Here is a 14,531-nt window from a genome sequence, read left to right as displayed (position 1 = left end):
GAAAGGATCTTGGATGAAGGATTGTTGTGACGGCAAGGGTGGTTACGACCTGATCGTTGTCGGCGCCGGCTCGGCCGGGTTTTCGGCGGCGATCACGGCGGCCGAGGCGGGCCGGCGGGTGGCGCTGGTCGGCCACGGCACCATTGGCGGAACCTGCGTCAACGTGGGCTGCGTTCCCTCCAAGGCGATGATCCGCGCCGCTGAGGCGGTCCATGGCGGGACGGCGGCGGCGCGTTTCCCCGGCATTGGCCCCTGCGCCCATGCGCACGACTGGGGCGCTCTGGTGCGGGGGACGGGTGATCTGGTGGCCGGGATGCGGCGACGGAAATATTCCGACCTTCTGCCGCAATATGAGGGCATCGACTATGTCGAGGAGGGCCCCGCCCGCCTGGTGGAAGACGGCGTGCAGGTCGGTGGGCGGGTGCTTTGTGCCGATCGGGTCATCATTGCCACCGGCTCGCGCCCGCAGATGCCGGAGATTGCCGGCATCGAAACCGTGCCGGTGCTCGATTCGACGGCGCTTCTGACGCTGCCGGACAGGCCGCAAAGCCTGATCTTTCTGGGGGGCGGCTATATCGGCGTGGAGCTGGCGCAGATGGCCGCGCGGCTGGGGGTCGAGGTGACGCTGGTGGCGCGCTCGCGTCTGTTGCCGAGGGCCGAGCCGGAAGCTGCCGAGGCGCTCGCCCGGGCCCTGCGGGCCGAGGGGATCGGGCTGGAGACGGGGCTGAGCTATCGCCGGGTCGAGGCGCGCGCGGGCGGCGTGGCGCTGACCTTCGCGCGCGATGGCAAGGAGGTGACCCTGAGTGCCGAGCGGCTGGTCGCCACCACCGGCCGCGTGGCCAACAGCGAAGGGCTGGGGCTGGCCGATCTGGGAATCGAAACCGATCCTGACGGGGCGATCCGGGTGGGGCCGGACATGGCCACCACGCGCGCGGGCGTCTACGCCGCCGGCGATGTCACCGACCGCGACCGCTTTGTCTACATGGCGGCCTACGGCGCCAAGGTCGCGGTCGGCAATGCGCTGGGGCTGGGGGAGATGCGCTATGACAACACGGCCATGCCCTGGGTGGTGTTCACCGATCCGCAGGTTGCAGGTGTGGGGTTGACCGAGGCGCAGGCGCGGGATGCGGGTTTCGAGGTGAAGACCAGCGTTCTGACGCTGGACAACCTGCCGCGGGCGCAGGCGGCGCGCGATCTGCGCGGGCTGATCAAGCTGGTGGCGGATGCGAAGAACGACCGCCTTCTGGGGGGCGTGGTCGTGGCGCCCGAGGGGGCCGATTCGATCCAGACTCTGGCCATGGCGCTGAAGGCCGGAATGACGGCGAAGGCGCTGGGCGAGACGATCTTTCCCTATCTGACCACGGTGGAGGGGCTGAAGCTTGCGGCCCAGACCTTCGAGCGGGACGTGGCCACGCTGAGCTGCTGCGCGGGGTAGGGGAAGAATCCGGCCGGGGGGCATGGACGATCGGGTTCAGTCACCCCCGCCTTCGGCCCCGTCCGCGCCCCTGGCCACCGCCCAGCGCGCCAGCGTCGTTTTCAGATCGCCATATCCGGTCAGGCGGCGCTCGAAGCTCAGGCCAAGCCGGGCGGCGCATTCCCTCGCGCGCGCGGTCAGCTGTGGATCGTCGGTCTGGGCCTGATAGACCAGCCGGTCGTAATGGCCGAAATAGGTATCGCGCAGCTGTGGGTGACGGTCGAGGCCAAGGGGTTTCCAGACGAAGGCATCGAACTGACGGACGAGGAAATCGGTCAGGTAGAAGGCGCCGAAGTCCTCCTCTCCATGCCGGTTGAAACGGTCGAGGCCCTCGTAGAAGGCATAGCAATGGGGGCCCTGGACCATCTCGATCCCCAGCCGGTCGCACAGCGCCTGCAGCTGGCCGCCGGTGCCGCAATCGGCATAGACGACGAAAATCGCCTCATAGACGTGGCGGTGGCGCTGCACCGCCTCTTCCACGGCGGCGGGAATGCGATCCGGGTGGTTGTGCAGGATTGCCGGAAGGCAGGTCAGGTCGATGTGATCCCAACCGTTTTGCGCCCTCAGATCAAGGATTTCCCGCGCCAGTGCGCCGCAGGCGATCAGAAGGATCCGGCCCGATTTCCGGTCGGGCGCGGGAAGGCCCCGTTCGGTCAGGCTGCGATCATCGAGCGGCCGCAGACGCAGGGCGGATGATGCTGCCGCCCGCCGGCTTGAGGGAGGGGTCGCCTTGCTGTCCGTTCTCGTGCCCCCCGTCATGCTCCGGTCATGCCCTGTGTCATGTGGCGCAGGGTCAGGCGCTGATCTGGTTGTGCTTGCGGGCGACGAATTCCTTGGCGGTCTCCACCGCCACCGCGGCGTCGCGGCAATAGGCATCGGCACCGATGGCGCGGCCGAATTCCTCGTTCAGCGGCGCGCCGCCCACCAGAACGATGTAGTCGTCGCGCAGGCCCTTTTCCTTCATCGTGTCGATGACCACCTTCATGTAGGGCATGGTGGTGGTCAGCAGCGCCGACATGCCGAGGATGTCGGGTTTCTCGTTCTCCAGCGCCTCGAGGTAGTTCTCGACCGGGTTGTTGATGCCCAGATCGATCACCTCGAAACCGGCGCCTTCCATCATCATGCTGACCAGGTTCTTGCCGATGTCGTGGATATCGCCCTTGACGGTGCCGATCACCATCTTGCCCATCTTCGGAGCGCCGGTTTCCACCAGCAGCGGCTTGAGAATGGTCATGCCGCCCTTCATGGCGTTGGCGGCCAGAAGAACCTCGGGGACGAAGAGGATGCCGTCGCGGAAGTCGTTGCCCACGATGGTCATGCCGCCGACCAGCGCTTCGGTGAGGATCCGGTAGGGCTCCCAGCCGCGTTCGAGCAGGATGTTCACGGCCTCTTCGATCTCTTCCTTCAGACCGTCATAGAGGTCGTCGAACATCTGCTGGACCAGTTCCTCGTCGTCGAGTTCCGACAGGATGATCTCGTCTTCTTCTTCCGACATGCGCGTTTCCCTGGACTGTCCGGCTGTAGCCGGGAAGGTTGGCCGAATACGCCCTTATTGCCATCTGCGGCACGAGGGACTGCGATATTTGCGACATCGGTGACGTCGCAACCGACCTATACGCGGGAATTGTCCGGGTTGGTAATGAAGAATGCGCAGGAAGATCATGGATTTCCTGCATGGATTCCCGGTTCGTTCCGGCCATTCCCGCCCATTTGCCGCCGGTTGTGCCCTTGCCCTGCCGGGGCGGCGTGATACCGTCGGGCCCGAAGCGGAGGCAGAGAGAGGCGCACCCCATGTGGGACGAAAGATATGCGAAGCCGGGCTATCTGTTCGGGACCGAACCGGCGGCGTTCCTGCGCGCGCAGGCGGGGCGCATCGCGCCCGGCTCGCGCATACTGTGCGTGGCCGACGGAGAGGGGCGCAACTCGGTCTGGCTGGCCGGGCAGGGGCACGAGGTCACTGCCTTCGATGCCTCGCCCGTGGCGCTCGAAAAGGCCCGCAAGCTGGCGCGCGAACGGGGCGTGGAGGTGGCGTTTCACCATTCCGGCGTCGAGGACTGGGACTGGTCGAAGCGCTTTGACGTGGTCGCGGCGATCTTCATCCAGTTCCTGCCGCCGGATGCGCGCGACGCGATCTTTCGCGACATGAAACGCGCGCTGCTGCCCGGCGGCCTGCTGCTTCTGCATGGCTATGCGCCGCGCCAGGTGGATTACGGCACCGGCGGGCCGCCCTGCCGCGAGAACATGTATACCACCGACATGCTGCGCGAGTCCTTTGCGGATTTCGAGATCCTGCGCCTTGCCGATTACGATGCCGAGATCAGAGAAGGCACGGGGCACTCGGGCATGTCGGGGCTGGTCGATCTGGTGGCGCGCAAGCCGTCTCGGGACGACTGGTAAGGGGCGCCGGTTCTTCGAAAACCCCGCCTTTGCGACGAAGAACGCCCCGGAATTTCCGGGGCGTTTTCCTGACGATCGCGTGCCGATCAGCGGTTTTCGATGTCCACGTAGTCGCGCCGGGTTTCGCCGAGATACAGCTGCCGCGGGCGGCCGATCTTGTGCGCGGGATCGGAAAGCTGCTCTTTCCACTGGCTGATCCAGCCCACGGTGCGCGAGAGCGCGAAGATGGGCGTGAACATGGAGGTGGGGAACCCCATCGCCTCGAGGATGATGCCCGAGTAGAAATCGACGTTCGGGAACAGCTTCTTCTCAATGAAATAGGGGTCGGAGAGCGCCTGCTTTTCCAGCTCCTTGGCCACCTGCAGGGTCGGGTTGTCCTCGATCCCCAGCAGTTCCAGCACCTCGTCAGCGGACTGCTTCATCACCTTGGCGCGCGGGTCGAAGTTCTTGTAGACCCGGTGGCCGAAGCCCATCAGGCGGAACGGGTCGTTCTTGTCCTTGGCGCGTTCGATATATTCGGGGATGCGGTCCACGGTGCCGATCTCGCGCAGCATCTCCAGGCAGGCCTGGTTGGCGCCGCCATGAGCCGGCCCCCACAGGCAGGCGATGCCGGCGGCGATGCAGGCGAACGGGTTGGCACCGGAAGAAGAGGCCAGCCGCACCGTCGAGGTCGAGGCATTCTGTTCGTGATCGGCGTGCAGCGTGAAGATGCGGTCCATGGCGCGGGCGAGGATCGGGTTGACCTCGTATTCCTCGGCCGGCACGGCAAAGCACATGCGCAGGAAGTTCGAGGCATAGTCCAGATCGTTGCGCGGATAGACGAAGGGCTGACCGATCGAATATTTGTAGGCCCAGGCGCAGATGGTGGGCATCTTGGCGATCATGCGGATCGAGGCCACCTCGCGCTGCCAGGGATCGTTGATGTCGGTGCTGTCGTGATAGAAGGCCGACATGGCGCCTACGACGCCGACGATGATCGCCATCGGGTGGGCGTCGCGCCGGAAGCCGCGGAAGAAGTTCTGCATCTGCTCGTGAACCATCGTGTGACGGGTCACGCGGGTTTCGAAATCCTCCAGTTCGGAGGCGGTGGGCAACTCGCCGTAGAGCAGCAGGTAGCAGACCTCGAGGTAATGGGACTTCTCGGCCAGCTGGTCGATGGGATAGCCCCGATGCAGCAGCTCGCCCTTGTCGCCGTCGATGAAGGTGATGGTCGAATCGCAGGACGCGGTCGAGGTGAATCCGGGATCGTAGGTGAACACGCCGGCCTGGGCATAAAGCTTGCGAATGTCGATCACGTCCGGGCCGGCGGTGGGCGAGAGGACCGGAAGTTCGTAGGTCTGACCGTTCAGGGTCAGCGTGGCGGTCTTTTGCGTGTCCTTCATATGTGTCCCTTTCATTGTCCGGGCACGGGGACCGCGGCGCACTGCCCGACCCGTGCGGCAGAGCCGGCACAATCCCTGCGCCGGCCGTGTCGTAATCCAGCGGTGTTACCCGGTCATGAACGCCGGATCAGGTCCGCTGCGTCGCTCAGCCGCGCAAGCGTTTCGTCGCGGCCCAGCAGAAGCATCATGTCGAAGACCGAGGGTGTCACGGCCCGCCCTGCAAGAGCGGCACGCAGGGGGCCGGCCAGTTTGCCGAACTTCATCCCGTGCGCCTGTGCAAAGGCACCCAGTTCGGCCTCAAGGTCTTCGCGTGTCCAGCTAGCATTTTGCAACTGCGGCGTCAATTCAAGCAGTATACTTTCGGATACTGACAACAGCGCCTTCAGCGCCTTCGCATCCGGTTCCACGGGGCGAGAGGTGAGGATGAAATGCGCCTTTTCAAGGAGTTCCGGGTAGGTTCGCGCGCGGTCCTTGAGGCAATACATGGCCCTCTCCAGATCGTCGCCCTGCCGCTTCGTCAGGGGGGGGCGGCCGGCGGCGTGCAGATAGCCTTCGATCTCTTTCCGCAATGCGGCATCATCCATGGCTGCGATGTGACGCCCGCACAGGCTTTCCAGCTTCCTGATGTCGAACCGCGCGGGGCTGCGGCCGATCCCGTCGAGATCGAACCACGCCTTCGCCTGTTCGTCGGTGAAGAACTCGTCGTCGCCATGGCTCCAGCCCAGCCGGGCCAGGTAGTTGCGCATCCCCGCCGCGGGATAGCCCATGGCCTGGTATTCCTGTGCCGCCAGCGCGCCGTGGCGCTTGGACAGTTTCTTGCCGTCGGGGCCGTGGATCAGGGGGATATGGGCCCAGACCGGCTCTGCCCAGCCCATCGCCGCGTAGATCATCATCTGCCGTGCGGCGTTGTTGAGGTGGTCGTCGCCGCGGATCACGTGGGTCACGCCCATGTCGTGATCGTCCACCACCACCGCCAGCATGTAGACCGGCGTGCCGTCGGAACGCAGCAGCACCATGTCGTCAAGCTGGTCGTTGCGGATGGTCACGTCGCCCTGCACCCGGTCGCGGATCACGCTCACGCCTTCGCGCGGGGCCTTGATGCGGATCACGAAGGGCGCGTCGGGATGGGTGGAGGGATCGGCGTCGCGCCAGGGGCTGCGGAACAGGGTGGATCTTCCCTCGGCCCGGGCGGCCTCGCGGAAGGCGGCGATTTCCTCCTGGGTGGCAAAGCACTTGTAGGCCTTGCCCTCGGCCAGAAGCTGGCGGGCCACCTGCGTGTGGCGTTCGGCGCGGGCGAACTGGCTGACCGGCTCGCCGTCCCAGTCGATTCCCAGCCAGTTCAGCCCGTCCAGGATCGCCTGCGTCGCCTCGGGGGTGGAGCGCGCCCGGTCGGTATCCTCGATCCGCAGCAGGAACCTCCCCCCCCGCCCGCGGGCGTAAAGCCAGTTGAACAGCGCCGTGCGCGCGCCGCCGATATGCAGATATCCGGTGGGAGAAGGGGCAAAACGGGTGACGACCTGTTCGGACATGCGGCCTGATCCTTTGTTGGCGTTTACCTTTCGGAAACCATCCGGGGCGTAGCGTCGGTCTGTCTAACGAGCCGTGCGGCGGGGGGCAAGCATGCGGATTGCGGCCTGGGGCGAGGCGGTTCTGCTGGGCCAGCGGGGGCATCTGTTCCCGTGGTCGCCGGTATTTCTGGCGCTGGGGATCGGCGCCTATTTCGCCCTGCGGGACGAGCCGGGGCCGATCGCCTATGCGTTCGTGACGGGGGCGGGTCTGGCGGCGGCGCTGGCGGCATGGCGGCGCCCCGGGGGCTGGGCGTCGCTCGGCTGGGCGCTGGCGCTGGTGGCGGGGGGGGTCGCGCTGGCGGGGCTGCGCGCGCATCTGGCGGCGGCGCCGGTGCTGGGCTGGCGGTATTACGGCCCGGTCGAGGGGCGGGTGGTGGCGCTGGATCGGTCGGCCTCGGACAAGCTGCGGGTTACGCTCGACCGGGTGCGCCTGGAGGATGTCCCGCCATGGCGCACGCCGGGCCGGGTGCGGCTGTCGTTGCACGGGCCGGCGGCCGGGATTCGCCCCGGCGCGCGCATCCGCACCACCGGTTTTCTCGCCCCGCCGCAAGGACCGGTGGAGCCGGGCGGCTTCGACTTCCGCCGTTACGCCTGGTTCCGAGGTCTTGGCGCTGTGGGCTACACCCGCAAGGTGGTGGACGAGATCGCGCCGCCCGAGGCAGGGCTGGCGGGCACGCGGATCCTGGCGCTGCGGATGGCAATCTCGGATCGGATTCGGGCGGTCCTGCCGGGTGAGGTGGGCGGGTTTGCGGCCGCGGTCACCACCGGAGACCGCAGCGGGGTCGGGCAGGACAGCCTGCGCGTGCTGCGTGCCAGCAACCTTGCCCATCTGCTGGCGATTTCGGGGCTGCATATGGGGCTGCTGGCCGGATTCGTGTTCGGGATGCTGCGATTTCTGCTTTCGACAATACCGCTGCTGGCATTGCGCCTTCCGGTGCGCAAGATCGCTGCCGCCGGGGCGCTGGTTGCGGCGGCCGGTTATCTCGTCCTGTCGGGAGGCAACGTGGCCACCGAGCGGGCCTTCGTGATGACGGCGGTGATGCTGGGGGCGGTGATGGTCGACCGGCGGGCGATTTCCCTGCGCGCGGTGGCGGTGGCGGCGCTGATCGTCTTGACCCTGCGGCCCGAATCGCTGACCAGCCCCGGATTCCAGATGTCCTTTTCCGCCACCACGGCGCTGGTGGCGGTGTTCGGATGGCTGCGCGATTTCGGCCATGCGGTGCCCCGCTGGCTGCGGCCGGCCGGGGCGGTGCTGCTGTCCTCGCTGGTGGCAGGCGCTGCCACGGCCCCTTATGGCGCGGCCTCTTTCAATACCCTGTCGCATTACGGTCTGGCGGCAAACCTGCTTTCGGTGCCGGTAATGGGGGCGCTGGTCATACCTGCCGCGGTTCTGGCGTTGTGCCTCGCCCCCGTCGGCCTTGAGGCGGTGGGCCTCAAGTTGATGGGGCTGGGACTTGAGTGGATTCTTGCCGTTGCCCGAACGGTTGCGGGGCTGGAGGGCGCGCAGGGCCATGTGGTCAGCCCCGGCCCGCTGGTGCTGCCGTTGATCTCGCTTGGGGCGCTGTGGTTGATTCTCTGGCAGGGGGCGGCGCGTTGGGCCGGAGCGGCCCCGGTGGCTGCCGCCTTCGTGCTGTGGTCGCTGACTGAAAGGCCGCCGGTACTGGTGGCGGAAAACGGGGGGCTTGTGGGCGTGATGACGCCGGGCGGGCGGGCCCTGAGCAAGCCGCGCGGCGCGGGGTTTGCAGCCGGAATATGGCTGGAAAACGACGGAGATCCGGCCGATCAGGCCGAGGCCGCCGCCCGCTGGGCCGCGGATGGGGCGAGGCCGGGCGATGGCAAGCGCACCCGGAGAATGCTCCTTGGCCGGATCGAGATCGTGCACCTGATCGGAAAGCGCGCCGTGGCCGGTTTCGGCCCCTGCCGTAAAGAGCAGATCGTGATCGCCTCGGTGCCGGCCCGCATCGAGGGGCCATGTGCGCTATATGACAGCCGGCGCCTGCGCCGCACCGGCAGCCTGGCAATCGACGACAGCGGCGCCGTCACCACGGCACGCAAGAGGGCCGGCTACCGGGTGTGGAATTTTTCCCCTTCCCGCAACCGGCGCGCGCGCATGGACCGGTCCGGTCAGTAGCTGCGGATCAGTCCGACCAGCCGTCCCTGTACCTGTACCCGGTCTTCCGGCAGGACGCGGGTTTCATAGGCCGGGTTGGCCGCTTCCAGAGCGATGGCGCCCCCGCGCCGGGTAAAGCGCTTCAGCGTCGCTTCGTGCCCGTCGACCAGCGCCACCACGATATCGCCGTTGTCGGCGGTGTCGGTTTCGCGAATCACCACCACGTCGCCGTCGTTGATCCCGACACCGATCATCGAATCCCCGTTGACTTCGAGCGCGTAGTGATGCCCGCCGCGGGCCAGCATCGCCTCGGGCACGGTCACGTTACGCGAGGCGTGGCTGATCGCCTCGATCGGAACCCCGGCGGCGATGCGGCCCATCAGGGGCAATTCCAGCGCGCTGGCCGTCACCTCGGAGGCCTCTGCCGGGCGGGAGCCGGCAGCCCCCTCGACCATGCGGGGTGAAAACTCCGTCCCGGACCGGGAGGCCAGGCTTTCGGGCAGGCGGATGACCTCGATCGCACGGGCGCGGTGGGCCAGGCGACGGATGAAGCCGCGTTCTTCGAGCGCGGTGATGAGCCGGTGAATGCCCGACTTGCTGCGCAGGTCGAGCGCATCCTTCATCTCTTCGAAACTGGGGGGGACGCCGTCACGCTGAACCCGCTTGTGAATGAGTTCCAGCAATTCCAGTTGCTTCCTTGTAAGCATCGATCAAACCTCTTTGGCCCGTGCGTTACCGTTTGTTCTAGGCATGTTCCCGTTTTGTGTCAACGAAATAGGTCAAACTTGAACAATCGGACCGACGGGGGATCAGATCGGCAGGTAGCGAACGCTGTCTCCGGCCCTTCGCGCGGGATCGTTGGGCGGCCGGACCACAAGTGCATTCGAATGGGCAAGAACGCCGAGCAACGCACTGTCCTGATTGGGAAAGATGGTGATCCTGCGCTGATCGACTCGGGCGCGCATATAATGTTCGCGCGGGCCGTTGGCGGCAATGTCTTCGGCCAGCACCGCATCGCGCAATTGCGGCGCCATGGCGCCTAGCCCCTGCATCGCGCGCAGCATCGGGATCAGGAACACCCAGCCGCAGACCATGGCCGAGACCGGATTGCCCGGCAGTCCCAGCATCGCGGCCTCGCCCATGCGCCCGGCCATCAGGGGTTTTCCGGGCCGCATCAATACCTTGTAGAAGCTTCTTTCCATGCCGAGATCGCCCGCGACCTTGCCCACGAGGTCATGATCGCCCACCGAGGCCCCGCCGATGGTGACCACGAGGTCCGCGCCCTCGGCCATCGCGAAGGCCATGCGAATCGATTCTTCGCTGTCGCGGGCGATGGGCAGCATGCGGGCCTCGGCGCCGGCACCCCCGATCAGCGCCTTGAGGCCGAAGCTGTTGGAGGCGATGATCTGGTCGGGGCCCGGCTCTTCGCCCGGCATCACCAACTCGTCCCCCGTCGAGATCAGCGCCACCACGGGACGGCGCACCACCGGCACGGCGGCAATGTTCATGGCCGCCAGCAGCGCAATATCCGCCGCCGACAGAACCCGCGGCGCGGCGAATGTGGAGCCTTCGCGGAAATCCCCCCCCTGCGGCCGGACATTGGCGCTGGACGAGGGATCCCCGGTGATGGTGATCAGATCGTCCTTGCGTGCGACATCTTCCTGGAGCACCACGAAATCCGCCCCCTCGGGCAGCGGCGCGCCGGTGAAGATGCGCACCGCCTGTCCCGGTCCCACCGTGCCGTGAAACCGGTGCCCGGCGGCGGATTCGCCGATCACCTTGAACATGGCGTGAAGCTGGACCTCGTCCGCCTTGACCGCATAGCCATCCATGGCCGAGGCGGCAAAGGGCGGCTGGTCGCGCCGGGCCGTCACATCCCGCGCCAGCACCCGGCCGGCGGCGCGCTCCAGCGGCACCTCTTCCGCCGGCAGCGGCGAGACCAGTTCGAAAAGACGCGCGCGGGCTTCATCTACGGTAATCATTCTGCCTCGTATCGTCCTGATTTTCCGCCATCTTTTAGCAACACGCGAATGCCGCCGATCTGCATCGCCTTGTCCACCGCCTTGGCCATGTCATAGACTGTCAGCGCCGCCGTGCTGACGGCGGTCAGCGCCTCCATCTCGACCCCGGTCTGCCCGGTGGTCCTGACCGTGGCCTCGATCCTCACGCCGGGCAGAGAGTCGTCCAGCGCAAGCTCCACCGCCACCTTCGTGACCGGCAGCGGGTGGCACAGCGGGATAAGCTCGGGGGTGCGTTTTGCCCCCATGATGCCGGCCAGCCGTGCAACGCCCAGCACATCGCCCTTTTTCGCGCGACCATTCCTTATGATTTCAAAGGTTTCCGGGGCCATCTTCACGTATCCCTCGGCCACCGCGATGCGCGCGGTCAGCGGCTTGTCGGAAACATCCACCATGTGGGCATCGCCCTTGGCATCGAAATGGGTCAGCGGCATCACGATCCTCCCGCGGTCAGGGGGTTGGCAAGCAGGGCGCGGGTTGCGGCCTCGACATCGCTCTGGCGCATCAGGCTTTCGCCGATCAGGAAGCAGCGGGCGCCAAAGCGGGCCATCTCGGCCAGGTCCCCGGGCGTGGACAGGCCGCTTTCGCAGACCATGATCCGATCGGCGGGCACCAGTTTCGACAGCCGCCGGGTGGTGTCCAGAGAGGTCTCGAAGGTCTTGAGATTGCGGTTGTTGATGCCCAGAAGCGGACTTTGCAGCGCGCAGGCGCGCTCCAGCTCGGCCGCGTCATGCACTTCGACCAGTACGTCCATCCCCCATTCCCGCGCCGCCTGTTCAAGCTCGGCCGCCTGTGCGTCGCTCACCGCGGCCATGATGATCAGGATGCAGTCGGCCCCCAGTGCGCGGGACTCGACGACTTGCCAGGGGTCGTAAAGGAAATCCTTGCGCAGAACCGGAAGGTCACAGGCGGCGCGGGCGGTGACCAGATATTCCTTCGCCCCCTGAAAGCTGGGCGCATCGGTCAGCACCGACAGGCAGCTGGCCCCCCCGGCCGCATAGGCGCGGGCCAGTGCCGGCGGGTCGAAATCGGCGCGGATCAGGCCCTTGGAGGGGCTGGCCTTCTTGATCTCGGCGATCAGGCCATAGCCTTCGCGGGCGGCCTCGCGCAGTGCGCGGGAAAAGGGGCGTGGGGGCGGGGCGGCACGGGCCTCGGCCTCGATGTCAGAGAGCGGACGCGCAGCCTTGCCGGCTGCGATCTCTTCCAGCTTGTAGGCCTTGATGCGGTCAAGGACGGTTTCGGTCATGGGCGGCGGACTCCGGTCATGCGCTCCAGTCGATTTCGGCCTCGCCCCGCGCCGCCAGCCAGCGGTTGACGGCCGAGAAGGGGCGCGCGCCGAAGAAGCCGCGCCGCGCCGAAAGCGGCGAAGGGTGGGCGGCCTTCAGGATCAGGTGATCGCCCGGGCAGAGGTGATTTGCAAGGGCCTGCGCCTTTCTGCCCCACAGCAAAAAGGCGGTGGGCCGCTTCGAGACGCGGGTCAGGACCTGGCGGGCCAGCCTGTCCCAGCCCAGATGTGCGTGTCCGTCGGGGCAGCCGGCCGGAACCGTGAGCGCCGTGTTCAGCAGCAGCACGCCCTGGCGTGCCCAGCCGCCGAGGTCGCCGTCTTTCCGCCTCTGCCCGAGGTCGGATTCGAGCTCGCGCAGGATGTTGGCCAGCGACCGGGGCAGGGGGCGCACATGCGCCCCGACCGAAAAGGCCAGCCCATGCGCGTGACCCGGCGTCGGGTAGGGATCCTGGCCGAGGATGACCACCCGGACGGCCTCGGGCGGGGTCAGGTCGAGGGCGGCAAGGCGAAGCGGTGCGGGCGGGAGCACCGGGCGCGTCTCGGTCGCCAGCGCGGCGCGGATGCGCGGCCAGTCCTCGGCGAAGAAGGGCAGATCCGCCCAGGCGGCGGGGATCGGAGGTTCAGTGATCGGGGCAGTCGTCGGGCCGGTCAAGGCGGGCGGCCCTATCCGGCCTCGGAGGTGATCCGCGCCAGTGCCGCGACCTTTCCCCTGGCGGCGCCGCTGTCGATGCTTTCGGCGGCCATCTCGACCCCTTCGCGCAGATCGGCCGCCGCCCCGGCCACCACCAGCGCGGCGGCCGCGTTCAGCAGCACCGCGTCACGATAGGCCGAGGGCGCGCCCGCCAGCAGCGCCCGCAGCGCCGCGGCATTTTCCGCCGGTGTGCCGCCGAGGATGTCCTCGAAGCGGTGCACCGGCAGGCCCGCATCCTCGGGGTGCAGCTCGGCCTCGCGTACCTCGCCCCCTTCCAGCGCCGCGACCCAGCTGATGCCGGTGATGGTCAGCTCGTCGGTGCCGTCCGAGCCATGCACCAGCCAGGCGCGGGTGCTGCCCAGCTGCGCCAGCGTCTCGGCCATGGGCCGGATCAGGTCGCGTGAAAACGCCCCGGTCAGCTGGCGTCGGACGCCGGCGGGGTTGGTGAGCGGGCCGAGGATGTTGAAGATGGTGCGGGTGCCCAGCTCGGCCCGGACCGGGCCCACATGGGCCATGGCCGGGTGGTGCATGGGTGCCATCATGAAGCCGATCCCGACCTCGCGCAGGGCCTTTTCCACCACCTGCGGGCCGACCATGACGTTCACGCCCATCTGGGTCAGCGCGTCCGCGGCCCCGGATTTCGAGGACAGGTTGCGGTTGCCGTGCTTGGCCACCGGCACCCCGGCCCCGGCCACCACGAAGGCGGTGGCGGTCGAGATGTTGAGCGTGCCCTTGCCGTCGCCCCCGGTTCCGACGATGTCCATCGCGCCCTCGGGCGCGCGCACCGCGTGGCACTTGGCGCGCATCACGGCGGCGGCGGCGGTGTATTCCTCCACCGTCTCGCCGCGGGTGCGCAGGGCCATCAGCAACCCCCCGATCTGGCTGGGCGTGGCCTCGCCCTCGAACAGCAGTTCGAAGGCCACCTGGGCCTCTTCACGGGTCAGCGGACGATCGGCAGCGGCGCCGATCAGCGGCTTGAGAGCGTCGCTCATGCGGGAACCTTCATGTCGTTGAGGAAATTCTGCAGCAGCGCGTGGCCATGCTGCGAGGCGATCGATTCGGGATGGAACTGGACCCCGTGAACGGGCAGGTCGCGATGGGCAAGCGCCATGATCGTGCCGTCCTCCAGCCAGCCGGTCACCCGCAGGCAGTCGGGCAGGGTTTCGCGCTCGACGATCAGCGAGTGATAGCGCGTGGCCTCGAAGGGCGTGGGCAGGCCGGCAAGGACGCCGGTGCCGTCGTGGTGGATGGTGCCCGCCTTTCCATGCACGATCTCGCCCGCCCGCACCACCCGGCCGCCGAAGGCCTGGCCGATGGTCTGGTGGCCCAGGCACACCCCCAGAAGCGGCGTGCGGGTTTCGGCCGCCGCTGCTGTCAGGGCAAGGCAGATGCCGGCCCGGTCCGGGTCGCAGGGGCCGGGGCTGAGCAGGATGCCCGCGGGGTTCATGGCCATGGCCTCTTGCACGTCGATGGCGTCGTTGCGGCGCACGGTGATCTCGGCGCCGAGTTCGCCCAGGTAGTGCACCAGGTTCCAGGTGAAACTGTCGTAATTGTCGATCAGGAGCAGCATCTTGCCTTCGCGCGATAGGGGCTGGTTGCGGGGCGA

At 67.5% G+C, this 14,531-nt stretch carries 14 protein-coding genes; 3 read left to right on the top strand and 11 right to left on the bottom strand.

The genetic code is table 11. From position 1 onward, the window contains the following. Nucleotides 1-13: 13 nt before the first annotated feature. The gene (gene merA / locus ACZ5CM_RS09020) at nt 14-1,435 is read left to right on the top strand and encodes a mercury(II) reductase (protein ID WP_464637808.1); all 1,422 of its coding nucleotides are present in this window, start codon (nt 14-16) and stop codon (nt 1,433-1,435) included. Nucleotides 1,436-1,471: 36 nt separating this feature from the next. Here merA and ACZ5CM_RS09015 read toward each other — a convergent pair whose 3' ends face one another. Next, nucleotides 1,472-2,155 (bottom strand): DUF1638 domain-containing protein, encoded by a 684-nt coding sequence (locus ACZ5CM_RS09015; protein WP_464642557.1) that lies wholly within the window; start codon nt 2,153-2,155, stop codon nt 1,472-1,474. 112 nt (nt 2,156-2,267) lie between these two features. Continuing rightward, a complete protein-coding gene (locus ACZ5CM_RS09010; RefSeq protein ID WP_464637806.1) occupies nt 2,268-2,969 on the bottom strand; it encodes a corrinoid protein in 702 nt (233 codons plus the stop codon). 296 nt (nt 2,970-3,265) lie between these two features. Here ACZ5CM_RS09010 and ACZ5CM_RS09005 point away from each other — a divergent pair, with 296 nt between their 5' ends. Beyond that, on the top strand, nt 3,266-3,871 hold the full coding sequence (locus tag ACZ5CM_RS09005; protein WP_464637804.1) for an SAM-dependent methyltransferase: 606 nt from the start codon (nt 3,266-3,268) through the stop codon (nt 3,869-3,871). Nucleotides 3,872-3,957: 86 nt separating this feature from the next. Here ACZ5CM_RS09005 and gltA read toward each other — a convergent pair whose 3' ends face one another. Continuing rightward, entirely contained in the window at nt 3,958-5,253 is a 1,296-nt protein-coding gene (gltA, locus tag ACZ5CM_RS09000) for a citrate synthase (protein ID WP_464637802.1), read from the bottom strand. Nucleotides 5,254-5,366: 113 nt separating this feature from the next. Beyond that, entirely contained in the window at nt 5,367-6,782 is a 1,416-nt protein-coding gene (gene gltX, locus ACZ5CM_RS08995) for a glutamate--tRNA ligase (RefSeq protein WP_464637800.1), read from the bottom strand. Between the two features lie 91 nt (nt 6,783-6,873). Between gltX and ACZ5CM_RS08990 the strand changes: the two genes are divergently transcribed. Then, complete coding sequence (locus tag ACZ5CM_RS08990) at nt 6,874-8,952, top strand: ComEC/Rec2 family competence protein (protein ID WP_464637797.1); 2,079 nt, start codon at nt 6,874-6,876, stop codon at nt 8,950-8,952. Here the strand turns inward: ACZ5CM_RS08990 and lexA are convergent. The 7 genes from lexA to ACZ5CM_RS08955 form a co-directional block, all read right to left on the bottom strand. Beyond that, complete coding sequence (lexA, locus tag ACZ5CM_RS08985; RefSeq protein WP_464637795.1) at nt 8,946-9,638, bottom strand: transcriptional repressor LexA; 693 nt, start codon at nt 9,636-9,638, stop codon at nt 8,946-8,948. The genes ACZ5CM_RS08990 and lexA overlap by 7 nt on opposite strands. Before the next feature lie 102 nt (nt 9,639-9,740). Further along, on the bottom strand, nt 9,741-10,913 hold the full coding sequence (locus ACZ5CM_RS08980; protein WP_464637793.1) for a molybdopterin molybdotransferase MoeA: 1,173 nt from the start codon (nt 10,911-10,913) through the stop codon (nt 9,741-9,743). Beyond that, nucleotides 10,910-11,383, bottom strand: coding sequence for a cyclic pyranopterin monophosphate synthase MoaC (gene moaC, locus ACZ5CM_RS08975; RefSeq protein ID WP_464637790.1), 474 nt, complete (start codon nt 11,381-11,383; stop codon nt 10,910-10,912). The genes ACZ5CM_RS08980 and moaC overlap by 4 nt, the downstream gene beginning before the upstream one ends. Then, nucleotides 11,383-12,195: an indole-3-glycerol phosphate synthase TrpC gene (trpC, locus tag ACZ5CM_RS08970; protein ID WP_464637788.1), complete on the bottom strand. Its 813-nt coding sequence runs from the start codon at nt 12,193-12,195 to the stop codon at nt 11,383-11,385. Before trpC ends, moaC begins: the two co-directional genes overlap by 1 nt. A 16-nt stretch (nt 12,196-12,211) precedes the next feature. Next, nucleotides 12,212-12,886: a uracil-DNA glycosylase gene (locus ACZ5CM_RS08965; protein ID WP_464637786.1), complete on the bottom strand. Its 675-nt coding sequence runs from the start codon at nt 12,884-12,886 to the stop codon at nt 12,212-12,214. 11 nt (nt 12,887-12,897) lie between these two features. Next, nucleotides 12,898-13,917 (bottom strand): anthranilate phosphoribosyltransferase, encoded by a 1,020-nt coding sequence (gene trpD / locus ACZ5CM_RS08960; protein WP_464637784.1) that lies wholly within the window; start codon nt 13,915-13,917, stop codon nt 12,898-12,900. Next, on the bottom strand, nt 13,914-14,495 hold the full coding sequence (locus ACZ5CM_RS08955; RefSeq protein WP_464637782.1) for an anthranilate synthase component II: 582 nt from the start codon (nt 14,493-14,495) through the stop codon (nt 13,914-13,916). The genes trpD and ACZ5CM_RS08955 overlap by 4 nt, the downstream gene beginning before the upstream one ends. Nucleotides 14,496-14,531 lie beyond the last annotated feature (36 nt).

The organism is Piezobacter thermophilus, assembly GCF_055386745.1.
This window is presented reverse-complemented; position numbering and strand designations above follow the sequence as displayed.